21 protein-coding genes are annotated in these 22,113 nt (G+C 74.0%); 12 read left to right on the top strand and 9 right to left on the bottom strand.

Annotated features, from left to right (window positions below; translation table 11 throughout):
- Positions 1 to 37: 37 nt before the first annotated feature.
- Positions 38 to 2,608 carry an aminopeptidase N gene (gene pepN, locus CUT44_RS28520; RefSeq protein WP_100205254.1) on the bottom strand — a complete coding sequence of 857 codons (2,571 nt, stop codon included), beginning with the start codon at positions 2,606 to 2,608 and terminating at the stop codon, positions 38 to 40.
- A 153-nt stretch (positions 2,609 to 2,761) separates the two neighbouring features.
- Between pepN and CUT44_RS28515 the strand changes: the two genes are divergently transcribed.
- Together CUT44_RS28515 and CUT44_RS28510 are read left to right on the top strand one after the other, a co-directional pair.
- The gene (locus CUT44_RS28515) at positions 2,762 to 3,514 is read left to right on the top strand and encodes a Clp protease N-terminal domain-containing protein (RefSeq protein WP_100204836.1); all 753 of its coding nucleotides are present in this window, start codon (positions 2,762 to 2,764) and stop codon (positions 3,512 to 3,514) included.
- A gap of 314 nt (positions 3,515 to 3,828) precedes the next feature.
- Entirely contained in the window at positions 3,829 to 5,586 is a 1,758-nt protein-coding gene (locus CUT44_RS28510) for a TIGR03767 family metallophosphoesterase (RefSeq protein WP_100204835.1), read from the top strand.
- A 27-nt stretch (positions 5,587 to 5,613) separates the two neighbouring features.
- On the opposite strand, the gene CUT44_RS28505 is transcribed toward CUT44_RS28510, so the two are convergent.
- The 5 genes from CUT44_RS28505 to CUT44_RS28485 form a co-directional block, all read right to left on the bottom strand.
- On the bottom strand, positions 5,614 to 6,927 hold the full coding sequence (locus tag CUT44_RS28505; protein ID WP_100204834.1) for a cation:proton antiporter: 1,314 nt from the start codon (positions 6,925 to 6,927) through the stop codon (positions 5,614 to 5,616).
- A 129-nt stretch (positions 6,928 to 7,056) separates the two neighbouring features.
- The gene (locus tag CUT44_RS28500) at positions 7,057 to 7,800 is read right to left on the bottom strand and encodes an oxygenase MpaB family protein (protein ID WP_199185869.1); all 744 of its coding nucleotides are present in this window, start codon (positions 7,798 to 7,800) and stop codon (positions 7,057 to 7,059) included.
- 83 nt (positions 7,801 to 7,883) lie between these two features.
- Positions 7,884 to 9,104: an MAB_1171c family putative transporter gene (locus tag CUT44_RS28495; protein ID WP_100204833.1), complete on the bottom strand. Its 1,221-nt coding sequence runs from the start codon at positions 9,102 to 9,104 to the stop codon at positions 7,884 to 7,886.
- A gap of 4 nt (positions 9,105 to 9,108) precedes the next feature.
- On the bottom strand, positions 9,109 to 9,615 hold the full coding sequence (locus CUT44_RS28490) for an ImmA/IrrE family metallo-endopeptidase (RefSeq protein ID WP_100204832.1): 507 nt from the start codon (positions 9,613 to 9,615) through the stop codon (positions 9,109 to 9,111).
- Between the two features lie 65 nt (positions 9,616 to 9,680).
- The gene (locus CUT44_RS28485; protein WP_100204831.1) at positions 9,681 to 10,292 is read right to left on the bottom strand and encodes a helix-turn-helix transcriptional regulator; all 612 of its coding nucleotides are present in this window, start codon (positions 10,290 to 10,292) and stop codon (positions 9,681 to 9,683) included.
- Positions 10,293 to 11,034: 742 nt separating this feature from the next.
- On the opposite strand from CUT44_RS28485, the gene CUT44_RS33260 reads away from it, so the two are divergent.
- The 8 genes from CUT44_RS33260 (at position 11,035) to CUT44_RS28445 (ending at position 17,512) form a co-directional block, all read left to right on the top strand.
- A complete protein-coding gene (locus CUT44_RS33260) occupies positions 11,035 to 11,883 on the top strand; it encodes a tryptophan synthase subunit alpha (RefSeq protein ID WP_158239679.1) in 849 nt (282 codons plus the stop codon).
- Positions 11,884 to 12,094: 211 nt separating this feature from the next.
- A complete protein-coding gene (locus CUT44_RS28475) occupies positions 12,095 to 12,778 on the top strand; it encodes a DsbA family oxidoreductase (RefSeq protein ID WP_199185868.1) in 684 nt (227 codons plus the stop codon).
- Between the two features lie 183 nt (positions 12,779 to 12,961).
- Positions 12,962 to 13,462 (top strand): hypothetical protein, encoded by a 501-nt coding sequence (locus CUT44_RS28470; RefSeq protein ID WP_100204829.1) that lies wholly within the window; start codon positions 12,962 to 12,964, stop codon positions 13,460 to 13,462.
- A 59-nt stretch (positions 13,463 to 13,521) separates the two neighbouring features.
- A complete protein-coding gene (locus CUT44_RS28465; RefSeq protein ID WP_100204828.1) occupies positions 13,522 to 14,049 on the top strand; it encodes a GNAT family N-acetyltransferase in 528 nt (175 codons plus the stop codon).
- A 77-nt stretch (positions 14,050 to 14,126) separates the two neighbouring features.
- A complete protein-coding gene (locus tag CUT44_RS28460; protein ID WP_100204827.1) occupies positions 14,127 to 14,570 on the top strand; it encodes a hypothetical protein in 444 nt (147 codons plus the stop codon).
- A gap of 424 nt (positions 14,571 to 14,994) precedes the next feature.
- Positions 14,995 to 16,203: an endo-1,4-beta-xylanase gene (locus CUT44_RS28455; protein WP_100204826.1), complete on the top strand. Its 1,209-nt coding sequence runs from the start codon at positions 14,995 to 14,997 to the stop codon at positions 16,201 to 16,203.
- Between the two features lie 31 nt (positions 16,204 to 16,234).
- Positions 16,235 to 16,627, top strand: coding sequence for a hypothetical protein (locus CUT44_RS28450; protein ID WP_100204825.1), 393 nt, complete (start codon positions 16,235 to 16,237; stop codon positions 16,625 to 16,627).
- 120 nt (positions 16,628 to 16,747) lie between these two features.
- Positions 16,748 to 17,512, top strand: a complete 765-nt coding sequence (locus tag CUT44_RS28445) for a TSUP family transporter (RefSeq protein ID WP_100204824.1) — start codon at positions 16,748 to 16,750, stop codon at positions 17,510 to 17,512.
- 737 nt (positions 17,513 to 18,249) lie between these two features.
- On the opposite strand, the gene CUT44_RS28435 is transcribed toward CUT44_RS28445, so the two are convergent.
- Positions 18,250 to 19,071 (bottom strand): SDR family NAD(P)-dependent oxidoreductase, encoded by an 822-nt coding sequence (locus CUT44_RS28435; RefSeq protein WP_100204823.1) that lies wholly within the window; start codon positions 19,069 to 19,071, stop codon positions 18,250 to 18,252.
- A 158-nt stretch (positions 19,072 to 19,229) separates the two neighbouring features.
- Here CUT44_RS28435 and CUT44_RS28430 point away from each other — a divergent pair, with 158 nt between their 5' ends.
- The gene (locus tag CUT44_RS28430; protein WP_100204822.1) at positions 19,230 to 19,829 is read left to right on the top strand and encodes a TetR/AcrR family transcriptional regulator; all 600 of its coding nucleotides are present in this window, start codon (positions 19,230 to 19,232) and stop codon (positions 19,827 to 19,829) included.
- A gap of 19 nt (positions 19,830 to 19,848) precedes the next feature.
- On the opposite strand, the gene CUT44_RS28425 is transcribed toward CUT44_RS28430, so the two are convergent.
- On the bottom strand, positions 19,849 to 20,535 hold the full coding sequence (locus CUT44_RS28425) for a TetR/AcrR family transcriptional regulator (protein ID WP_100204821.1): 687 nt from the start codon (positions 20,533 to 20,535) through the stop codon (positions 19,849 to 19,851).
- A gap of 128 nt (positions 20,536 to 20,663) precedes the next feature.
- Here CUT44_RS28425 and CUT44_RS28420 point away from each other — a divergent pair, with 128 nt between their 5' ends.
- Positions 20,664 to 21,398, top strand: coding sequence for an SDR family oxidoreductase (locus CUT44_RS28420; protein ID WP_100204820.1), 735 nt, complete (start codon positions 20,664 to 20,666; stop codon positions 21,396 to 21,398).
- A gap of 393 nt (positions 21,399 to 21,791) precedes the next feature.
- Here the strand turns inward: CUT44_RS28420 and CUT44_RS28415 are convergent, their stop codons facing one another.
- Positions 21,792 to 22,085, bottom strand: coding sequence for a hypothetical protein (locus tag CUT44_RS28415; protein WP_233221728.1), 294 nt, complete (start codon positions 22,083 to 22,085; stop codon positions 21,792 to 21,794).
- Positions 22,086 to 22,113 lie beyond the last annotated feature (28 nt).

Genomic DNA, 22,113 nt, shown 5'->3' with positions numbered 1-22,113 from the left:
TGCGCCGTACGCGCTCCGGCTCCTCCCGCTCCCGGTGTCAGACCGCCGCGGCGGCGTCCGCCGCCTGTGCCCTCAGGGCACGCTCGATCCCGGCGCGGGACTCGACCACCAGCCGGCGCAGGGCGGCACTGGGCCCGGCCGCCGCCAGCCAGGCGTCCGTGGCGCGCAGGGTCTCCTCGGAGACCTGGAGGGACGGGTAGAGCCCGACCGCGATCTGCTGCGCCATCTCGTGGCTGCGCGACTCCCACACGCCCTTGAGCGCGTCGAAGTACTTCGCGGTGTAGGGGGCGAGCAGTTCGCGCTGGTCGGTCTGGACGAAGCCGGAGATGACCGCCTCCTGCATGGCGTTGGGCAGCTTGTCCGACTCCACGACCTGGGCCCAGGCCTCGGCCTTGGCCTCCTCGGTGGGCCGGGCCGCCCGGGCGGCGGCCGCGTGCCGCTCGCCGGCCGAGGTCCGGTCGCGCGCCAGCTCGGCCTCGACGGCCGCCTCGTCGGCGCGCCCGGTGGCCGCCAGGCGGTGCAGCAGCGCCCAGCGCAGCTCGGTGTCCACGGTCAGGCCCTCGATCTCCTCGCTGCCGCCCAGCAGTCCGGCGAGCAGGTAGAGCTGCTCCTCGGTACGGGCGGTCGCGGTCAGGGCCCGCGCCCAGGCGAGCTGGTGGTCGCTGCCGGGCTCGGCGGCGAGCAGCCGCTCCAGTGCCGCGTCGGACCAGCGCAGCAGCCCCGTCTCGCGCCAGGCGGGGGCCGCGTACAGGTCCAGGGCGAGCTTGACCTGCCGCTGGAGGGACTGCACGACACCGATGTCGGACTCCTTGCCGATGCCGGAGAGCACCAGCTCCAGGTAGTCGCGGGTGGCCAGCTCGCCGTCCCGGGTCATGTCCCAGGCCGAGGCCCAGCACAGGGCGCGCGGCAGCGACTCGGCGAAGTCGCCCAGGTGCTGGGTGACGGTGGCCAGCGACTCGGGGTCGAGCCGGACCTTGGCGTACGACAGGTCGTCGTCGTTGAGCAGGAGCACGGCCGGGCGGCGGGTGCCGGCCAGCTCGGGCACCTCGGTCAGCTCGCCGTCCACGTCCAGCTCGACGCGGCCGGTGCGCACCAGCTTCCCGTCCTCCAGTTCGTAGGAGCCCACCGCGATGCGGTGCGGGCGCAGCAGCGGCTCACCCTGGGCGCCCTCGGGCAGGGCCGGGGCCTCCTGGCGCACCGCGAAGGAGGCGATCGTCCCGTCCTCGCCGACGGTGAGCTCGGGCCGCAGGATGTTGATGCCCGCGGTCTCCAGCCAGGCCCGCGACCAGGTCTTCAGATCCCGGCCGGAGGTCTCCTCCAGCGCGGTGAGCAGGTCGGTCAGCCGGGTGTTGCCCCAGGCGTGGCGCTTGAAGTACGTCCGCACACCGCTGAAGAACGCCTCCTCGCCGACGTAGGCGACGAGCTGCTTGAGGACGGAGGCGCCCTTGGCGTAGGTGATGCCGTCGAAGTTGACCAGGACGTCGTCCAGATCCCGGATCTCGGCCATGATCGGGTGGGTGGAGGGGAGCTGGTCCTGGCGGTAGGCCCAGGTCTTCATGGAGTTGGCGAAGGTGGTCCACGCCTGCGGCCAGCGGCTGCCGGGGGCGGCGGCCTGGCAGGCGATGGAGGTGTAGGTGGCGAACGACTCGTTCAGCCACAGGTCGTTCCACCACTCCATGGTGACCAGGTCGCCGAACCACATGTGGGCCAGCTCGTGGAGGATGGTCTCGGCGCGCACCTCGTAGGCGGCGTCCGTCACCTTGGAGCGGAAGACGTACTGGTCGCGGATGGTGACCGCGCCGGCGTTCTCCATCGCGCCCGCGTTGAACTCGGGGACGAAGAGCTGGTCGTACTTGGCGAAGGGGTAGGGGAGGCCGAACTTCTCCTCGAACCAGTCGAAGCCCTGCCGGGTGACGGCGAAGATCGCGTCCGAGTCGAGGTGCTCGGCCAGCGACGGGCGGCAGTAGACGCCCAGCGGCACGCTGCGCCCCTTGCCGTCCTCCCAGCTGCTGTGCACCGAGTGGTACGGGCCGGCGATCAGCGCGGTGATGTAGGAGGAGATGCGCGGCGTCGGCTCGAAGCGCCAGACGTTGTCGCGCGGCTCCGGGGTGGGCGAGTTGGAGATCACCGTCCAGCCCTCGGGAGCGGTGACGGTGAAGGCGAAGGACGCCTTGAGGTCGGGCTGCTCGAAGACGGCGAAGACCCGGCGGGCGTCGGGCACCTCGAACTGGGTGTAGAGGTACGCCTGCTGGTCGACGGGGTCGACGAAGCGGTGCAGACCCTCACCGGTGTTGGTGTACGCGCAGTCGGCGGCGACCCGCAGTTCGTTGCGGCCCTCGACCAGGCCGGGCAGGGCGATGCGGGAGTCGGCGAACACTTCGGCGGGGTCGAGGGCCACACCGTTGAGGAGGACCTCGTGCACGGTGGGGGCCACCAGGTCGATGAAGCTCTCCCCCGCCTCCCGGGCGTCGAACCGCACCGTGGTGACCGAGCGGAAGGTACCTCCGTCCTGGGCGCCGGAGAGGTCCAGCTCGATCTCGTAGGCGTCCACCTCGAGCAGACGGGCTCGCTCCCGCGCCTCTTCACGCGTGAGGTTCGTACCAGGCACCTGCGTCATCTCCTTCTCTCGGACCGTGTGTCCGGCCATCCTCGCACTCCTGCCGGGGCCTTGCCCGGATGAGCGCGGAGGCTGTTCCCCGCCGGACCGGACCATCGTCAACCTGGGGTTGACGATAGCCTGTCGTCAACCTACGGTTGACGTATGACAGATCCCGGAAACCCCGCACCCCTGACCGCGTCCATCCGCCTCGACGACCTGATCCACGGCATCAAGAAGACCCACGAGGACGTCCTGGACCAGCTCTCCACCGCCGTCCTCACCGCCGAGCACCTCGGCGAGGTGGCCGACCACCTGATCGGCCACTTCGTGGACCAGGCCCGGCGCTCGGGCGCCTCCTGGACCGACATCGGGCGGAGCATGGGCATCACCAAGCAGGCCGCCCAGAAGCGCTTCGTCCCCAAGGCCCCCGGCACCTCGGACCTCGACCCCGCCCAGGGCTTCGGCCGCTTCACCCCGCGCGCCAGGAACACGGTGGTGGCGGCCCAGAACGAGGCCACCGCGGCGGGCCACCCCGAGATCACCCCGCCGCACCTGGCCCTGGGCCTGCTGAGCGAGCCGGAAGGGCTCGCCGCGAAGGCGATCACCGCACAGGGCGTGACGCCGGAGGCCGTCCGGCAGGCTCTCACCGACACCCTGCCGCCCGCCTCGGGCGAGGCGGGGAAGACCGACCTCATCCCGTTCGACGCCGGGAGCAAGAAGGCCCTGGAGCTCACCTTCCGCGAGGCGCTGCGCCTGGGCCACAACTACATCGGCACCGAGCACCTGCTGCTCGCCCTGCTGGAGCAGGAGCACGGGCAGGGACCGCTCAGCGGCCTGGGCCTCACCAAGGAGGCCGCCGAGACGTACGTCACCGAGGCGCTGGCCGTCATCCGCGCCGACCTCGGACGGGGGTGAGCGTGCGGGGCGAGCGCGCCCCCGCGCCCGGAAACCGCACGACGGCCGCGCGGGCTCCGGCAGCCGGACGGACGGGCAGGCGCACTGTGCGGTCCCGCCGCTCCCGGCGAGCGGCGGGACCGCGCGTCCGTGTTCCGGGGCTGCCGGGCGAACGTGCGGTGAGCGGCGGGTGACGGTCACGGGGTGCGGTGATCCATGCGGCGTGATCGGTGCCGGGCGTTCCCGTGCCGTTGGAGCGCGGGTCACCGGCGGTGCCGACGATCCCCGTGGGAGGGGGAACGCCCCGCTCCGCGTCCGCACCCGGGGAGACGTCCATGTCCCGCAGCAGACCCGAATCCGTCACCGGCCGCCGCCCGCTCACCCGCCGTACGCTGCTCACCGCCGCCGGGGTCGCCGGGGCGGCCGGTGCCACCACCGGGCTGGGCGCCGTCCTCCACGCGGGCGGCGAGTCGGCCGGTGCCGCCACCCCGGCCGCCCCGAGCGCACCCTCCGCCACCGCACCCACCGCACCCGCACCCGCACCCGCACCGGCCGGCCCCTCCCCCGCCGGGACCACGCTGGAGAGCGTCGCCGCGCCGCGCGGCACCACCGGCTACCGGCGGCTGGCCGCGGGGCCGGGCTGGCCCCGCGTGGTGCGCGAGGAGCTGGCCCCCGCCGGGCGGCGGCGCGAGGAGAAGCGCACGGTCCTGCTCTCCTTCGTCCACCTCACCGACGCCCACCTCACCGACGTGCAGCATCCGGTGCGCTTCGAGTACCTGCGTGCCGCCGAGCCCCGCGCCTGGCGCCCGCAGGAGGCGCTCACCGTCCACGGCCTGGTGTCGATGGTCGAGCGGATCAACGCGCTGCGCGGCGGCCCGGCCACCGGCGCGCCCCTGGACTTCGCGATGACCACCGGCGACAACACGGACAACAACTGCCGCGCCGAGGTGGAGTGGTTCCTCACCGCGATGAGCGGCGGCCGCATCACCCCCAACACCGGTGACCCGGGCGGCTACGAGGGCGTGCAGGACTCCGGGCTGCCGCTGTACTGGCACCCGGAGAAGCCGCTGGACGGCATCGACCGGCGGCACGGCCTGCCGCACCTGCCCGGCCTCCTCGGCGCCGCCACCGGGCGGCTGACCAGCCCCGGGCTGGGCATCCCCTGGTACTCCACCGTCGGCAACCACGACAACCTCGTCGGCGGCCACTACGCGGTGGACCCGTACTTCGCCGAACTGGCCGTGGGCGACCGCAAGCTGTACGAGCTGCCGGCGGCCGAGGCCGCCGCGATGCGCGCGTCGATCAGCGCCGGGACCGACACCCGGGGCTCGGCCCTGCGGCGGCTGCTGCGCGGGCACGCCCGCCGGACGCGCACCGTCACCCCCGACCCGGCCCGCGTCCCCCTGACCAACCGCCAGTACGCCGAGGCGCACCTGGACCCGGCGTACACCGGCCCGGGGCCCGCCGGGCACGGCTACACCGCCGAGTCCGTGGCCGAGGGGCGGCTGTACTACTCGTTCCGCGCCCCGGGGAACGCCTCGGGAAACACGGTGGGGAGCACGGCGGGGAACGTCGTGGGGATCAGTCTGGACACCACCAACCCCGACGGCGACCACCGGGGCCACCTCGCCGCCCCGCAACTGCGCTGGCTGGACCGCGAGCTGGCCCGCCACCGCGACGACCACGTGCTGGTCTTCAGCCACCACCCCGCCGCCTCCACGCCGGTGGGCGGTGACGCGCTGCTGGCCGTACTGGCGCGGCACCCGAACGTGGTGGCCTGGCTCAACGGGCACAGCCACCGCAACCGGATCACGCCGCGCGGGCACTTCTGGGAGATCACCACCGCCTCGCACGTGGACCATCCGCAGCTCGCCCGCGTCGTCGAGCTGACGGACAACGGGGACGGGACGCTGTCGCTGTTCACCACCTGCGTGGAGTCGGCCGCCCCGTACGCCGCCGAGCCCGGCGACCTCTCCCCCGCCGCGCTGGCCTCCCGCTACCGGGAGCTGGCCTTCAACGCCCCGGGCCGGCTCGACATCCTGGCCGGGGAGCCGGACGACCGCAACACCGAGCTGCTGCTGCGGCGGCGCTGACACCGGCGCTCCGGCCGGTGACCGGGGTCACCGGCCGGAGCCGGACTTCTCCGCCGCCTCGTCCGTCCTGTCCGGCTCGCCCGCTCCGCTCCCCCGGCCGCGCGCCCGGTCGAGCCGGGCGATCACCGGCCCGGCCGTGACGCCGTGCAGGACGACCGAGGCCAGCACGGTGAACGTCACCACCGCCCACAGCTCCCGCTCCGGCACCGGGAAGTCCGTCTGCCCCAGCCCGTAGGCCAGGTAGTACAGCGAACCGATGCCCCGGATGCCGTAGGCGGCGACCACCCGGCGCTCCCGGCGCACCGGGGAGCCGCCCAGCAGTCCGGCCCACCCCGCCGCCGGACGGATCACCAGCAGCACCAGCAGCGCCACGGCGGCGCCCCACCACGTCAGGTGGGACAGGCCGCCCAGCGCCACGAAGGCGCCCAGCAGGAACAGCAGCCCCGCGGTGAGCAGGCGCTCGACCTGCTCCACGAAGTCGTGCAGGACCTTGTGGTAGCCGTGGGCGCGCTCGGCCGCCCGGACGGCGCAGGCGGTGGTGAACACGGCGAGGAAGCCGTAGCCGCCCGCCAGCTCGGTCAGGCCGTACGACAGGAAGGTGGCGCCCAGCGCGACGAAGCCGTCCCGGTGCCGGGAGAGCCGCAGCAGTCGCGAGGGGGCCCGGAAGAACAGCCAGCCCAGCAGCCGGCCGACCAGCAGTCCGCCGAGCACTCCGACGACGCACTTGTAGAGCACGTCCTCCAGCACCCACGAGCCGACCCAGTCGGCCGACCAGCCACTGCCCGCGGCGACGGCCAGCGCGACGGCGGCGTAGGTCAGGGGGAAGGCGAGCCCGTCGTTCAGACCCGCCTCGCTGGTCAGGGCGAACCGCACCTCGTCCTCGTCGTGTTCCTCCTCGGTCGGCTCGCCCACCTGCACCTCCGAGGCGAGCACCGGATCGGTGGGGGCCAGCACCGCGGCCAGCAGCAGCGCGGCGGCCGGCGGCCAGTCCAGCAGCCACCACGCCGCCCCGGCGGTGGCCACCACGGTCAGCGGCATCGTGATGCCCAGCAGCCGCCAGGTGGTGGCCCAGCGGCGCAGGCCGACGGGCCGGTTGAGGGCCAGTCCGGCTCCCATCAGCGAGATGATCACGCAGATCTCGGTGGCATGCTCGACGAGCAGCCGGTCGCCCACCGGATCGACGGCGGGCAGCGGCAGGGGCAGGAGGTACACGCCGATGCCGCACAGCAGGAACACCAGGGGCAGCGACAGCGGCCGCCGCCCGGCCACCAGCCGGGGCAGCACCGCCGCGAGCAGCGCCCCGGCCCCCAGCCACGCGTACACGCCGTCGCCGATCGTCACCGTGCGGTTCCGCCTTCCCCTCCCCGCGCCGCCGTCCGGCGCCGCGACGCCCTGATACCCGCGAACGGGCAGGTCATGAGGGTGAGGTACGGCACGGCGGCGGCCGGAGGCGCGCCGGGACGCGGACCGTCACGGGCGCTCCGCACGGGCGAGGTACCGGCGGAGCGCGGCGGCCGCGGCGGCCCGCAGCGGCCGGGGGCGGCGGCCGACGCCCAGGGCGGTCCGTACCGCCTCGTCCAGCAGGCACTCGGCGAGCACCGGCCCCAGCGGGGCGACCGGCGCGGGCAGCCGCTCCGCGAACACCTGCCGTGCCGCGCGCCACAGGGCTTGCGCCTCGGGCGTGGGACGGGCGTGGCGAGCCTCGTAGGCGTCGGTGAAGGCCGCGAGCGCTTCGAAGTCCGGGGGCGGGCCGGTCAGTTCCATGCGGCGGCCGAGTTCGGCGTAGAAGGCGTACGCCGCGTCCCGTTCGGCGGCGGTGGCGGGCCGGGGGCCGTACCGGGCCGCGAAGCGCAGGGGGTGGACGCAGAACAGGCCCAGGACGTACGCGAACGCCCCGTCGTCCGCGGGCAGGCCGCGGTGGACGGCGCGCAGGTGCCGTACGGTCTCCCGCGCCGCCGCGGTGTCGAAGCCCTCCTCCAGCAGGCGGAAGAGGTGCGCGCCGGTGGCCTTGGCCCGGGCGGTCGGCCGCCGGGTGATCCCGCCGCTGTCCACCAGCGTCCGGGCGATCCCGGGGATGGCGAAGCAGCGGTAGAACGCCAGGTTGAGGCCGGTTTTCAGGGTCTTCGGGCAGGTGCGGGCCAGGGTCCGGTAGGCGGCCCAGGAAGGTTCGCCGCCCGGCTGCGGCCGGCAGTCGGCGGCGATCGGTTCGGACACGGTGGCCTGCGCTTCGGTCGGGGTCGGTCGGGATCTGCCGGGGTCGGCCGGAGTGGTCCGGGCCGGCCGGAGTGGTCCGGCGCTCAGCGCGCCCGCCGGACGGCCGCCAGGACCGCCGGGTGCCGCAGGTGCCGGGCGATGCGCACCAGGTGCGCGCGCTCCGCCCGGGCGTCGAGATCCGTCGCCAGCCGCCCCGGCCCCTCGGGAACGGGCCGGGGGCCGGGGGCCTGCCCCGTCCTGACCCGCCGGAGCGCGCCGAGGAAGGTGGCGGCGTCCTGCGCGGCCCTGAGGTCGTCGCCGGTCAGCCGGTGCCGTTCCGCGCTGCCGGCGACCTCCCGGGCGGGCCCGGGGACGACGTAGGGCTGGAGCGCCCGCTGCGCGTCGGTTATCTCGATGATGCGCCGGGCCAGCAGGTAGTCGACGCCGCTCAGCGCCAGGCGCCCGAAGAGCAGGTCCGCCGGCACCAGGGAGCGGCTCGGGGTCCGCTCCTGCATCGCCGCGTTCCACAGCGGGGCCAGGTGCAGGTAGTCCCGGCGGGCCGAGTGCCACCTGCGGGCGAGCGGGTAGAGGAAGCCCAGGGAGATCAGGGCGGCGCCGAGGGCCGACGTCGCCGGGCCGACGACGTTGCTGAGCACGTCCACCCGGTAGGCCTCCAGCACGATCCCGGTGATCGCGATCGTCTTGCACACGCCGTAGGTGCTGCAGGTGAGCACTCCGGCCAGGACCAGCCGCAGGCCGCGGCGCAGGGTGCGCTCGTCCGGCCGGACGCGGCGCAGGTGCCGCCGGCAGATCGCGGCGATGTGCAGGCACGCGTAGAACCAGCCGGCCTGGTACAGCATGAGGAAGGCGAAGATCACCGGCTGGTCGGCGTACTCGACGTCGAAGGTGAGGGGCACCGCCGGTCCCGCCGGGTCGCCCCAGGCGAACAGCCCGGCCAGGACCGCGATCAGGGCGAGGTACGCCGCGATGTGGCGGCGGGCCGCGGACCGGGGGCCGCCGCCGTCCGGGCGTTCCACGGGGGACCACGTCAGGGCCATGCCCTGGGCCAGGCCGCCGTAGAGGGTGACGAAACCGTAGACGAGGAGGGTGGCGAGGTTGGGGAGTCCGGTGACCTCCCCCACCGCGCGGTAGACGAGGGGGGAGCCGAAGAGGAAGGCGGCGGCGCCGGCCAGCAGGCTCACGGTGGAGACGGTGGCGACGGGCGCCGCGGCCCCGCCCCGCGACCGCACGATCCGCAGGAGGAAGATCAGGCAGGCGAAGCCGCTGACCGTGAGGTAGGCGGCGTTGTACACGCCCTCGGACACCGGCTCAGACACCCGTGTCCCCGATCTCGAAGGAGGCGGTCAGGGCCTTGTTGCGCTGCGGGGACATGTCCAGGCACTGGAGGAGGACGGTGCCCATGATCTCGGCCTCCAGCTCGGCGTCCTCGTCGTACTCGTCGCGGCCCAGGACCAGGCGCACGATGTCCGGGTCCATGACGCCGAACAGGGCTCTGGACACCTCGTCGTCGATCTTGCGGTGGTCGGCCGGCTCGTGGCCCAGGTGCAGGTGCATGAGCTCGTGGCAGACGACCTGGTGCTGGAGGAGCGGGCTGGCGTGCGCGTCGACGTAGATGTAGTCGGTGTCCTCGGACTGGGCGCAGTAGCCGGAGACCCGCAGTTGCAGGGGTTCGACGATCAGTCTGATGGGGCGGCCGCGACGGGCCGAGACGGCCTGGATCGCGTCCTGGAGTGAGGGGTCGGGGGGCAGGCCGAGCTCTCCGCGGACCCGGCGGGCCCAGCGCCGGCGCATCCACCATAACGAGAAGGCTCCCATGTCACCGCCTTCCGGTATATGCCACTCGCACAGGACAGGCCGGCGGAAGCGGGTGTCCGCCCCCGTCACGCGCCGTCCCCGGAAGCGGCCTCGTATCTGTCGACGAGCCGGCCGACCACGCGGCTGACCCGCTTGTCGGCCATGGCCCTGAGCAGGCGCAGGTTCTCCGTCGCCTTGACGACATAGGGATCGTCATCGTCCTGGACAAGGAACTCCTTCGTGAGACCGAAGCAGGCCGCCACGGCGCTCAGCGGCGAGGCGCTGAAGTAGCCGACGTCCACTCCGAAGAACTCGGCGAGCTGCTGGGCGAGCACGATGGACGGGTTGTTCGCCCCCTTGCGGAGGTTGGCGATGTGCTGCCGGTTGGTGCCGATCCCCCTGGCCACCTCGGCCTGGGTGTAGGGCTTGCCCGTCACGGGGGAGAGCCGGGTGCGCAGGAGGCATTCCAGGCGCCGGCCGAAGAGCCGGTCCTTGTCGATCTCGGGATCCACCTCGTCGTCCCGCAGGACGCCCTCGCGCAGCGCCCGGACGTACTCGGTGTCCACCCCGCAGCGGTCGGCGACCTCGGCACTGGTCCAGGGGCGCTGGAGGTGGGCCGGCTGGACGGCGGCGAACAGGAGGCCGAGCCGCGCCGCCACACGCTGCGACAGCTCCGAAGCGCCGGGCGCGTCCGCCATGCGGCAAGTCCCTTCCCGATCGTGTCCGGCCCCCCGCGCCCCGCCGCTCCGGCCGGTTCGGCCCGTCGCGGGAGGGGAGCCGCGGCCGGCACGGCATGAATGTTCCTCACCAGTAGTGTGCCGCCGCCGATCCTGGCGGACGAGAGCGGGGTGGTCAAGAATTCTTGACCGTCCGGCTTTCATGCGTCAGGATCGTGCCGCAGGGCCCGCACGGGGGATCCACGGGGGATCCACGGGGGATCCACGGGGGAAAGTCGGTCGGCCGACCGCACCATCTTCACCTGTTCCACTGTTCCACCTCTCCCCTTCCAGTCCCTCCCGTCGTCTTCCTTCCGCGCGGTCACGCATGCGCCGGTGCCGGACGGGACATCCCCTGCCGTGCGCCGTCGTGTGCCGTCGTCACGGCCCGTCCGGACGACCGGCAACCGGCAACCGGCAACCGGCAAGGATCGGGAGGGCGAGCACCACGACACCCGGAACCACCGGCATCCGGACCCGGCACCCGCCGTACGGCCGCCCGCGGTTCACCGCGGCCACCCGGCCGCGGTCCGGTGACGGCCGTACCGCGCCGACGGGGCACCGCCCGGTCCGCACACCCTCCTCCCCCACCCCCACGGCGCCACGCCGCCGTCATGTCCCGGGCGGACCGCCTCCGGGGACGGCGCCCCTCCGCGCGAGCCGGACGCCGCCCGTCCGGCCCCGGCGTCCGTGTCCCACCTCCGAGGACTCCGAGGAACCGCCCATGCCCACTCCCACCACGGCCCCGAGGGACCGGCTGACCGCGGCGTTCGGCCGCGCCGGAGCGGCCGGACGGGCCGCACTGGTCGGCTGTCTCCCCGCCGGCTGCCCCACCGCCGAGGACAGTGTCACCGCGCTGCGCACCCTGAGCTGGCACGTCGACGTCCTCGTGATCGGCCCCCCGCTCGGGGACCCGGCCGCGCCGCCGGTCACACCGGGCGCCGTGCTGGAGATCCTCCGGGAGGTGTCGGCGACCGCCGGCGTCCCGGTGGTGCTGATGACCGGGCGGGAGCTGCTGCTCCGGTCCGGTACCGGGGCGCTGGCCGCCGCCGCGGCCTCGGCGGGCGCGGCGGGCGTGGTGCTGCCCGATCTGCACCCGGCCGGCCCCGAGGCCGGCCACTGGCTCGCCGCCGCCGTACGGCACCGGCTCGCCACGACCTTCCTCGCCGACCACGACCGGTTCCCGGACGCGGCCGCCGCCTCCACCGGGTGGGTCCACCTCCCGGCCAACACCGATCCGGCGGGTGCCGCCGGAGTGCTCGATCTGACCGACCTCCGCCACCGCACCGGGCGGGCCAGACGGCTGACCAGCGCCCCCGTGTGCACCGGCATCGGCATCACCAGTCCCGAACTGGCCGCCGCGGCGGCGCCCGGGGTGGACGGCGTGGCCGTCGGCTCGGCCTTCGTCCAGGTTCTCAGGGACGCCCCGGAGCGGGGCGCCGGCATCAGCGAGCTCGACCACCGCGCCGCCCGCTACGCCGCCGCCCTGCGGGCCGTCCCCGGTGGTCGGCGGCGGGAATGCCGCCGGGAGGCGAACGGTTGCGAACGGTGGCTGGCGCGCCACGCGCCATGAGACCGGCCGACGATTGAGCGAGGTTGCCGATGAGCGTGTCCCTGCCGACCACCGGGGAAGCGGTTCCACCGGAGCCGGGACCCGTCCCTGATCCCGGCCTCGATCCGGACACGGACGCGGAGGCGGTGACGCGACCGGGGGCGGCATCCGGCATGGTCGTCCTCGGCGGCGAGGGCGGAGCTCCCGGCTGCGCGGACGGGGTGTGTGCCCTGTGAGCGGGGCGGAGCGGGAAACCGGCACGGTGCGGATCGAGGTCTGGTCGGACGTCGTCTGCCCCTGGTGCTACATCGGCAAGCGGCGTCTGGAGCGCGCCCTGGCGGACTTCGAGCACGCCGACGAGGTGACGGTCGTCTGGCGCAGCTTCCAGCTCGACCCGTCCTTCCCCAGGGGCGTACGGCAACCGGTGCCCGAGATGCTGGCGAAGAAGACCGGCGCCTCCCCCGAGCAGGTGCGCGCCATGAACGCGCAGGTCACCGAGCTGGCCGCGCGGGAAGGGCTGACCTACGCCCTGGAACGCACGGTCATGGTCAACACCGTCGACGCCCACCGGCTGACCCACCTGGCGAAGGAGCACGGCCTGGGCGGCCGGGCCCACGAGCGGCTGCTGCGCGCCCAGCTCGTCGAGGCGCGGACCCTCGACGACCCGGACACCCTCATCCGGCTGGGCACCGAGATCGGACTGGACGAGGCGGAGACGCGCCGGGTGGTGACCGGCGACGCGTATGCCCGGGAGGTCGGGGCCGACATCCGCGAGGCCCGGGCGCTGGGCGTCACCGGGGTGCCGTTCTTCGCCTTCAACCGCGCCTTCGGCGTCTCCGGCGCCCAGCCCGCCGAGACGTTCCTGACGGCGCTGCGCAGGGCCCGCGAGCACACCCGTACGCCGTCGGCCTCCTGACGCCCCGGCCGGTGCCGTGCCGGTCCGTGCCGGACCGGCACGGCGTCCTGCCGAATGTCATCGGCGCGCAACAAGCCCCCCGGCCACCGAACCCGTTCCCGGAAGCTCCCGTTCCCCCGGACAAGAGCCGGTCGCGACGACCGCAGCACAGTCCTGTTCCGAGAACCCCGGGAGAGCCACCTCATGCCGATCTCTTCCATCCGCGGCCCCGCCACCGCCTGCCTTCTCGTCTCCGGCATACTGACCCTGACGGCCTGCGGCAGCTCCGACGACACCGGCCTGCGGACCGAGCGGGAGGCGGAGCCCGCCACGCTCCCGGCCGGGGAGCCGGAAGCCGTCGTGGGCGACCTGTACTACGTCGCGCCCGGCCAGATCCGGGTCGGCGAACGGGTCGTCACCCTCACCGAGGAGACCGCGATCTGGGGCATGGGCCGCCTCTGCGGCGAGTCCGGGGCCGAGAGACCGGCCAGGTGCACGATGGAGCAGTTCCGGGCGTCCCTCGTGGACGGCGACATCAGGGTCAGGGTGCTCACCGAGGGCGACAGGGCCGTCGAGATCCTGGACGAGTACGTCCTCGGCGACCCGGCGGGGGCCGGCCCGGGCCCCACCGCCGGAACCGGCCGCGGCACCGAGGAGAACACCGAGAAGGGCGCGGACGGGAACGAGAGGACCACCGGGCCCTGACAACCCCGCACGACCACACCCCCACCCCTCACCGCCGACCGGAGACTGGAGCGACGCCCATGGACCTCCTGCCGTTCGCCCCCGAGTACGCGCCCCTCGTGGCGAACTGGGCGTGCTCCGCCGAGGAGGCCGTGCTGTGGTGCGGCGAGCGGGAGTTCCCCGTACCCGCGCGGCGGATCGCCGAGTGGCAGGAGCAGGACTGGGTCCACTCCCGGCTCCTCGTCGCGGGCGGGGCGGCGGTCGGGTACGGCGAGCTGTGGACCGACGACGGGAACGGGACGGACGGCGAGAACGGCGAGGACGAGGCCGAGCTCGCCCGGATCATCGTCGCCCCCGCCGTCCGCGGCCGGGGGCTCGGACGCGCCCTGGTCCGGGGGCTGGCGTCCGAGGCCCTGGCCGCCGGACGCGCCGAGGTCTTCCTCCGCGTCCACCCGGACAATCCCGCCGCCCTGCGGTGCTATCGGAACGCCGGTTTCGCCCCCGTCGACGCGGCGGCCGCGCAGACCTGGAACGCGGGCCAGCCGGTCGACTACATCTGGCTCCGGCTGCCGGACTTCGCGCGCTCCCGGACCGGCACCCCGGACTGACCCCGGCACCCGCCCTCCCCGTTCGCCCGGACGTTGTCCGGATGCGGGCGCGCCCCGGCACCCGGAGGACTTTCCCCATGGGCGGACGGCGGCGGCAGCGGCGGCAGACCTTCGCGGACCTGGTGAAGGCCGTGGAGCGGGAGGCCGAGGGCGAGGGCGTGCCCGCCCGCCGGGACGAGGCGGTGCCCGCCGGCCCCGGTCCCGGCCGCAGGCGCGACGGAACGATGGTGGACCCGCGAGGGCGCGTCCACGAGCAGGTCCGCGAGACGGTCTCCGCCTCCCGCGCCCTCGCGGCCGCCGCGTCCGGGGCACTGGTCGTCCGGGATCCGTGCGGCTGCGGCGGCGGCTGCGGGTTCCGCCGGCCGGACGCGGAGGAGGTGGCCGCGCTGGTGAGGTCCGGCCCGCCGCGCGTCCGGAACGACAAGCGGCACGTCGGCAACGTCTCCGAGTGGCACGCGGCGGACGGCTCGGTCCTGCTGCTCGCCGAGGAGGCCGTCCACTGGGGCGAGTCGCTCGCCTGACGCGCCGCGGGCCGCACCGGGCCGCGGCGGGGCCGGGCGTACGCCTCCCGTCCGGCGAGAGCGCGGCCGGGGGCAGCCGGTCGGTCCGCTCCCGCCGGGCTCCCGGCACCGTTCCGGAAGCCCTCCGGTCAGCGGCCCGCCCCCCGCCCCCCGCACCCCGGGTCCCGCCGGGGCCGTCCGGTGCCTTCGGCGCGGATGTTCCGCTTCGGCGGCTCCGGCGGCAAACGCCGGGCTCCCGGCCGGAGTTCGCCCGCCGCCCCGCCTCCGTTCCGCCGGACCCGGGGAAACGGGTTGAGCACGGGGAACGATTCCACCGTTCCCGGGTATTGACGCCCCTGTTAACGACCGCTTAACGTCCGTGAGCCATACGTCCGGAAACTTTCCGGAAACTTTGAGAAGGCCGACCGAAAAGGGAGCCCTCCAAATGAGAACCATCCGTCTCGCCACCGCGGTCGTCGCCACGGCCGCCCTGGCACTGCCCCTGACGGTGACCTCGGCCACGGCCGCCCCGTCCGCCGACAACAAGACCCCGCGCCACTCGAACGCCAAGTTCGAGCGCCTGCGCTGGGCCGCCCCCCAGGGGTTCTACGTGGGTACCGCGGTGGCCGGCGGCGGCCACCACCTCGAGCAGGACTACCCGGACCCGTTCACCCACGACAAGCCGTACCGGAAGCTCCTGGCACAGCAGTTCAGCTCGGTCTCCCCCGAGAACCAGATGAAGTGGGAGTTCATCCACCCCGAGCGGGACCGCTACGACTTCGAGGCGGCCGACGCCATCGTCGACTTCGCCAAGCGCAACAAGCAGGTCGTGCGCGGCCACACGCTCCTGTGGCACAGCCAGAATCCCGAGTGGCTGGAGCAGGGCGACTTCTCCAAGGAGGAGCTGCGCGAGATCCTGCACGACCACATCACCACTGTGGTGGGCCGCTACAAGGGCAAGATCCAGCAGTGGGACGTGGCCAACGAGATCTTCGACGAGCAGGGCAACCTCCGCACCCAGGACAACATCTGGATCCGTGAGCTCGGCCCGGAGATCATCGCCGACGCCTTCCGCTGGGCCCACGAGGCCGACCCGAAGGCCAAGCTGTTCTTCAACGACTACGGCGTGGAGAGCGACAACGCCAAGAGCGACGCCTACTACGCGCTCTCCCAGGAGCTGATGGAGCAGGGCGTGCCCGTGCACGGCTTCTCCGTGCAGGCGCACCTGAGCATGCGCTACGGCTTCCCGGGCGACCTCCAGCAGAACCTGGAGCGGTTCGACGAGCTCGGCCTGGAGACCGCCGTCACCGAGCTGGACGTGCGCATGGACCTGCCGGAGAGCGGTGTGCCCACCGAGGCGCAGCTCGAGCAGCAGGCCGACTGGTACCAGCGGACGCTGGCCGCCTGCCTGGCCGTCGAGGACTGCAACTCCTTCACCATCTGGGGCTTCACCGACAAGTACTCCTGGGTCCCGGTGTTCTTCGAGGGTGAGGGCTCGGCCACGATCATGACCGAGGACTTCGAGCGCAAGCCCGCCTACTACGCCCTCCACTCCACCCTGAAGGAGGCCAAGAAGAACGCCTGGAAGGAGGCGTGGGAGAAGGCCTGGGAGGACTGGAAGAAGGACTGGAAGAAGGACTGGCGGCGCCACTGAGCCCGCCCACCCGCCGCGGCCCCCGCGGCGGGTGACCCCAGCTCCCGATTCCCGCCGGACCCGCCACCGCCGCACCACCCGCGGTGGCGGGTCCGGCGCGTACGGCCTCACGGGCGGCTCACAGCCGCTCGCCCCGGCTGACCGCGTCGGCGGCGGCCACCGCGGCGCGCAGCCGTTCGGCGGTGGCCGCGGCGCGTGCGCGGGCGGGGTCGGCGGCCCGGCCGCCACCGCGGCGGACGACGGGGGCGGCGGCCCGTTCGAGGTCCGGCGGTACGGCCCGGCCGCCCGGTGGGAGCGGGCGGAGGCCGCCTGGTACACCTACGAGGCCGAAGGCTGCCCGGAACAGGACGAGTTCGGCCTGGCCGTCACCCGCGACGGCCACCAGGAGATCCGGCTGCGCGACCCGTCCCGCGTGACCGGCTGATCCGGCCGGCAACGGCCGGCCCCGCGCAGCGTGTTCGTGGCTGCCCGCCGTGCGGGGCCGCTACGCTTCCCCGCCGGAAGGCCGCGTCCCGTTCGGGAGCCGGAGACCGGAGAGGACACCATGACCCTCGGCGCGGAGCATCTGGTGATCGTTTCCGTTCTGGCCTTCTTCGCCTACGGCCTCAAGGGACTGACCGGCTTCGGCCCCGCGATGCTGTTCGTCCCGGTGGTGTCGGTGCTGTTCAACCAGCCGCTCGCGGTGGCCGCCTCCGGTGTCCTGGACGCCACCTCCGGAGCGGCGCTCACCGCCGCCGACGCGCGGATCCGCCGGGGCCGGGAGGGGTTCCTGACCGGCGCCGCCATGGCGGTCGGGACCGCGGTCGGTGTCGTGGTCCTGAGCCGCGTTCCGGGACCGGCCGCCGCGGCCATGCTCGTCCTCGCGGTCCTCGTCGGCCTGGCATCGGTGGTCACGGCCCAGGTGAAGGGCCCGGTGGAGCAGTCCCGGAAGATCGGCCCCCGGGGCGGGGCGGTCGGTCTGCTGGCCGGTTTCGTCGGCGGTGCCACCGGGATCAGCGGCCCTCCGCTCGTCATCTACCTCCAGCGCGTCCTGGCCCCGCACGACCTCAGGATCGTGGTGACCCGCGTCCTGCTCGTGTCCGCGGTGGTCCGGGTGGCCACCTTTCTCGCCGTGGGCGACGGCATCGCGAGCGCGCTGCTGCTGGCGCTGGTCTGCCTGCCGATGCAACTGGTCGGCATCCTCACGGGAAGCAGGCTCTCCCGCCGCACCTCCCCCAGAGGCCTGGCCGCGGTCAACAGCGCGATCGTCGCCGCATCCGTCCTGCTCGCGGCCTGCAACGCCTTCTGGACGACGGGGGTGCGGCCGTGACCGCGCCGACCGGCTTCACCCTCGCCGCCTCCGGCGGCCGGGGCGATGATGGACGGACATCCGCACGGCGGACCAGGGGAAGGTGAACCGGCATGAGGGACGGCGGCACCGCGGACGACCCGCCACCGCGTACGGCGGAGGCGGACACGCCCGACGGGGCACGCGCCCGCACCGGGACGGTACCGGCGAGCCGGACGCCGTCGGCAGCCGCCGCCGAACCGCCCCTGGCGGACGTCACCGGCGTGCGGCAGGTACTCGCCGTGGTCCTGCCGGTACGGCTGCTGCGCGAACCCGGTGGACACGGCCCCGGCCGGGAGGCGGACGGCTGGGAGAGGGGCCCGTTCCCCTTCACGCTGGGCGAGCGGCGCACCGACGCCGCGACCCGCGCCGTCTACTTCGCTCCGGCCTCCGCCCGGGTGCTGTACGGCACCCCGGGCCATCCCCGCCGCCGGCACCGGCCGGCGTCCGTCGAGCACGACGGGCTGCGGCTGGAGGGCCTGGAGCTGCTGCGCACCGCCACCGTACGCGGCCCCGACTGTGCCCTGGCCGTCCTGCACTTCACCGTCACCCGCCCCCTGCTGCCGGTGCTGCGGGCCATCGGCCACCGCCCCGGGGCCGACCCCGACCCGCTCACCGGTCCCCTCGACCGCATGAGCACCTCCCCGAACCAGCCCGCCGCCGGACGGCTGCTCCGCCGTCCCTCCCTTCACCCGGGACGGCGGGGCCCGGTCCGGGCGCTACCGTGCCGCCGCGTCGGCCGGGGCCGGGTCGGTGGTCATGCGGTCGATGACCCTGATCACCAGGCGGCGGCTGACGAACCGGCCCGCGAACGCCGCGACACGGTTCCTGCCGCCCGCGATCACGCTGGGGGGCGGGTTCCGGCGGTCCAGGGTCCGCAGTGCCGTGCGGACGACCTCCCCCGGACCCTGGAACGAGCTGCCGCCCGCGGCGGCCTCCGAGCCCGCCACGTCGAAGAACTCCGTGCGGGTCGCGCCGGGCGACAGCGCGAGGACGCGCAGGCCGGTGTCCCGGGACTCCTGCCACAGAGCCTCGGTGAAGCTCAGCACGAACGCCTTCGCGGCGCCGTAGACGGCCAGGTTCGGGGTGGCCTGGTAGGCGGCCGTGCTCGCCACGTTGACCAGGACGCCCCGCCCGTGGGCGCGCAACCGCTCGATGAAGGCGCGGCTGATGTCGACCACGGCCCCGACGTCCAGGGCCACCTCCCTGCCCAGCCGGTCGGGGTCGATCTGATGGAAGCGGCCGTAGGTGCCGAAGCCCGCGTTGTTGACCAGGCTCGTGACGTCGAGCCCCCGGGCGGCGGCCTCGTCCGCCAGGCGCCGGCCCGCCCCCTCCGCGGCCAGGTCCATGGGGAGCACGGTGGCCCGTATGCCGTGCGCGGCGGTGAGTTCGGCGGCCAGTTTCTCCAGACGGTCGGCGCGGCGGGCCACCAGCACCAGGTCCGAGCCCCGTTCGGCGAACCGGCGGGCGAACTCCACGCCCAGGCCGGCACTGGCCCCGGTGATCAGTGTGGTCTGGCCCCGGTAGTCGACCGCGTTCATGCAGAGCTCCCCTCGGATGGCGGCCCGGACCGGCCGCTCTCTCACCATAGCCGAACCTGACAGTCAATGACAGGCTGTCATTCGAAGACAAGCTGTCATCAAGCGCCCTCCAGTCTCCGGGCGACGAGACACGCAGGGCAGGCCTCTAAGCTGGGCCCATGGGCAGGAGCGAGGCACCGACACTGTGGGACCGCTCTCGGCAGGCGGCGATCGAGAGCATCCTGGAAACGGCGCTGCGCCTGTTCGCCGAGGAGGGCTACGAGGCGACGACCACCGCCCGGATCGCCCGGGAGGCGGGTATCTCCCAGCGATCCCTGTTCCGCTACTTCGGCTCCAAGGAGGACCTCGTCTGCGGAGAGCAGGACGCCCGCGGCGTCCTGCTGAAGGAGACCGTGGCGGCCCAGCCGGACGACGTGTCCGTATGGGAGGCGCTGCGCACGGGGCTCATCGCCGCCACCGTCCCCGACCACCCGCCCGAGCGCGCCCTGGAGATCTCGCGGCTCATCCACAGCACACCCTCACTGCGCGCCCGGCAGACGGAGAAGCGGCTGCGCTGGCAGGAACTGCTCGCCCCCGAGGTGGAGCGGCGGATGGGACTTGACGGCGGACCCGTCCCGCGGGCGGGGGCCCTCGCCGTGATCGGGACCGTGTTCGCCTGCATGGACGCCGCGGTCGACGCCTGGGTCGCGAGCGGCGGCACGGCCGACGCCCTCGCTCTGTACGACGAGGCCGTCGCGGCGGTACGCGGGCAGGACTGAGGGGCAGGAGCCACCCCCGTCAGGACTCGGCGATACGCCTCAGCCACTCCACCAGCAGGGCACGCTCGACCTCGGTGAGCGCGGCGAGGCGGGGCGCCCGGGCCGCCAGGGCCACCGCCAGACCGGCCGGCCCGGTGTCGGCGACACCGGGGGCGTCGGCGGTGACGGCGGCGATGACGGACTCGCGGGCCATGACCGGCAGCGCCGGGTCCCGCCTCTCCTCCGGCAGCGAGATGAGGGTGAACGTCATGCCGCAGCCGGCGGAGTGGATCAGATGGACGGCCCGTTCCTCCGGAACCCGCAGCCGGCCCGCCTCGGCTATCCGTCCGACCTGACGGGCGAGGATGGCGGAGGCGCGCCGGGCGGCCGGCGACTCGGCGCCGGGCCGGGGTTCGCCGTAGATCAGCGAGTAGATGGCCGGGTGCGCCACCCCGAAGCCGATGTGGAGCTCCCAGCCGCGGCGCAGGTCCTCGACCGGGTCGCCGGTCTCGACCAGGGCCGTCTTGTCGGACAGATAGCTCTCGAAGCCGTGCTCGGCGACGGCGTCGAGCAGTCCGCGCTTGTCGCCGAAAAGGCGGTAGAGGGTCGGTGACTGCACTCCCGAGGCGGCGCAGACCGCGCGGGTGGACACCGCCTCGCGCCCGCCGTCGGTCAGCAGGCCGTAGGCGGCCCTGACGATCCGTTCACGCGTGGACTCCTGGCTCACGGTGACAACGTTAACAGCAGAACCGGATCACCGCCATTGCCGTCGATAACGGAAACTCGTTACCACCTTGACGTGCCGACGCCAACATGGTTCCGTTGACATCGGAAACACAAGGCAGGGAGAGACAGATGAACGGGAACAAGCGCGTCGCCGTCGTCACCGGCGGATCCCGCGGCATCGGCCGCGCCGTCGCCGAACGACTGGCCGCCGACGGTCAGGCCGTCGCCGTCGCCTACGGAAGCGATGACACCGCCGCCCGGGAGACGGTCCTGGCGATCGAGAAGGCGGGCGGCGAGGCCGTCGCCGTCCGGGCAGACGTCGCCGACGAGGAGGCGGTCCGGGCCCTGTTCGACGCCGCGGAACACCAGTACGGCGGGGTGGACGTCGTCGTCAACGCGGCGGGGATCATGCGGCTCTCCCCACTGGCGGAGCTGGAGCTGGACGTCCTGGACCGGATCCACCGCACCAACGTCCGGGGGACGTTCGTCGTCAACCGGGAGGCGGCCCGCCGCGTCCGCTCCGGCGGGGCGATCGTCAACTTCTCCACCACGGTGACCAGGCTGAGCCTTCCCGCCTACGCCGCCTACGCCGCCAGCAAGGCGGCCGTCGAGGCGATCGGCCCGATCCTGGCCAAGGAACTGCGCGGCCGGGACATCACGGTCAACGCCGTCGCGCCCGGCCCGACCGCCACCGAGCTGTTCCTGGACGGAAAGAGCGAGGAGCAGGTGAGGCAGATAGCCGGCCTGAGCCCGATGGGACGGCTGGGCACCCCCGAGGACATCGCCGAGGTGGTCTCGTCCCTGGCGGGCCCGGCCCGCTGGATCAACGGCCAGACGGTCTACGTCAACGGCGGTGCCGCCTGAGAACGACGTCCCGTCCTCCCACCAACACACCGAACTACGCCGCGCACGCGGCCCCGCAGACGGCAACGAGCCCATCCACCCGCAGCACACCGACCTACACCACGCATACCGGACCCGCAGACGGCAGCGAGCGGGAGGGGACGGGGAGGGGCGGCCGTTCCGGACACTCAAGCGTTATTTGCGGCCAATGAAAGGGTGACAAAACGTGACACGACCACGGCCGTAAATAATGCCGTCCGGAATGGCCGCCCCGGACCGGCCCCGACCCCCGCACGCACCGCACCCGCACCCGCACCTACGGACGTACCCCCGCACGCAGGCGCGCCGGACCGGCCCGACCGCGAGGCGGTGGGCGGTCCGGTCCGTGCGGGTCCGTGCAGCCCGGCGGCGGCGTCAGCCGCGGTTGGGCTCCTGGCGGCCGGCGACCTGGCCGCTCTTGCGGGAGGAGCGGTCGGCCACGACCACCAGTCCGGCGATGACCAGGAACAGCACGAGGGGCGTCACCACGTACAGACCGAGGGTCTCGGCCACGCTCAGGCCGGTGCCCGGGTCGTCGCCGTCGTCGCGGTAGAGGGCGGAAGCGGTGGGAGAGGCGACCAGGAGTGTCAGCGCCGTGAGGGCGGCGACGGCTCCGGCGCGCGCGGCGTGGCCGGCGCTCCTGATGTTCTTGTTGACCTTGATGTCCACACTTCAACGCTAGCGAACCCGCTTCGCG

The sequence above is a fragment of the Streptomyces carminius genome (assembly GCF_002794255.1).
In the GTDB taxonomy this organism is placed as follows: domain Bacteria; phylum Actinomycetota; class Actinomycetes; order Streptomycetales; family Streptomycetaceae; genus Streptomyces; species Streptomyces carminius.
The sequence above is the reverse complement of the archived record's forward strand: the minus strand, read 5'-3'. Positions and strand labels throughout refer to the sequence as shown.

What these genes read in the sequence shown, in the direction of transcription:
- CUT44_RS28515 (WP_100204836.1), top strand. Translation starts at nt 2,762, where the DNA reads ATGACAGATCCCGGAAACCCCGCACCCCTGACCGCGTCCATCCGCCTC.
- CUT44_RS28510 (WP_100204835.1), top strand. Translation starts at nt 3,829, where the DNA reads ATGTCCCGCAGCAGACCCGAATCCGTCACCGGCCGCCGCCCGCTCACC.
- CUT44_RS28490 (WP_100204832.1), bottom strand. Translation starts at nt 9,615, where the DNA reads ATGGGAGCCTTCTCGTTATGGTGGATGCGCCGGCGCTGGGCCCGCCGG.
- CUT44_RS28485 (WP_100204831.1), bottom strand. Translation starts at nt 10,292, where the DNA reads ATGGCGGACGCGCCCGGCGCTTCGGAGCTGTCGCAGCGTGTGGCGGCG.
- CUT44_RS33260 (WP_158239679.1), top strand. Translation starts at nt 11,035, where the DNA reads ATGCCCACTCCCACCACGGCCCCGAGGGACCGGCTGACCGCGGCGTTC.
- CUT44_RS28470 (WP_100204829.1), top strand. Translation starts at nt 12,962, where the DNA reads ATGCCGATCTCTTCCATCCGCGGCCCCGCCACCGCCTGCCTTCTCGTC.
- CUT44_RS28465 (WP_100204828.1), top strand. Translation starts at nt 13,522, where the DNA reads ATGGACCTCCTGCCGTTCGCCCCCGAGTACGCGCCCCTCGTGGCGAAC.
- CUT44_RS28460 (WP_100204827.1), top strand. Translation starts at nt 14,127, where the DNA reads ATGGGCGGACGGCGGCGGCAGCGGCGGCAGACCTTCGCGGACCTGGTG.
- CUT44_RS28455 (WP_100204826.1), top strand. Translation starts at nt 14,995, where the DNA reads ATGAGAACCATCCGTCTCGCCACCGCGGTCGTCGCCACGGCCGCCCTG.
- CUT44_RS28445 (WP_100204824.1), top strand. Translation starts at nt 16,748, where the DNA reads ATGACCCTCGGCGCGGAGCATCTGGTGATCGTTTCCGTTCTGGCCTTC.
- CUT44_RS28435 (WP_100204823.1), bottom strand. Translation starts at nt 19,071, where the DNA reads ATGAACGCGGTCGACTACCGGGGCCAGACCACACTGATCACCGGGGCC.
- CUT44_RS28430 (WP_100204822.1), top strand. Translation starts at nt 19,230, where the DNA reads ATGGGCAGGAGCGAGGCACCGACACTGTGGGACCGCTCTCGGCAGGCG.
- CUT44_RS28420 (WP_100204820.1), top strand. Translation starts at nt 20,664, where the DNA reads ATGAACGGGAACAAGCGCGTCGCCGTCGTCACCGGCGGATCCCGCGGC.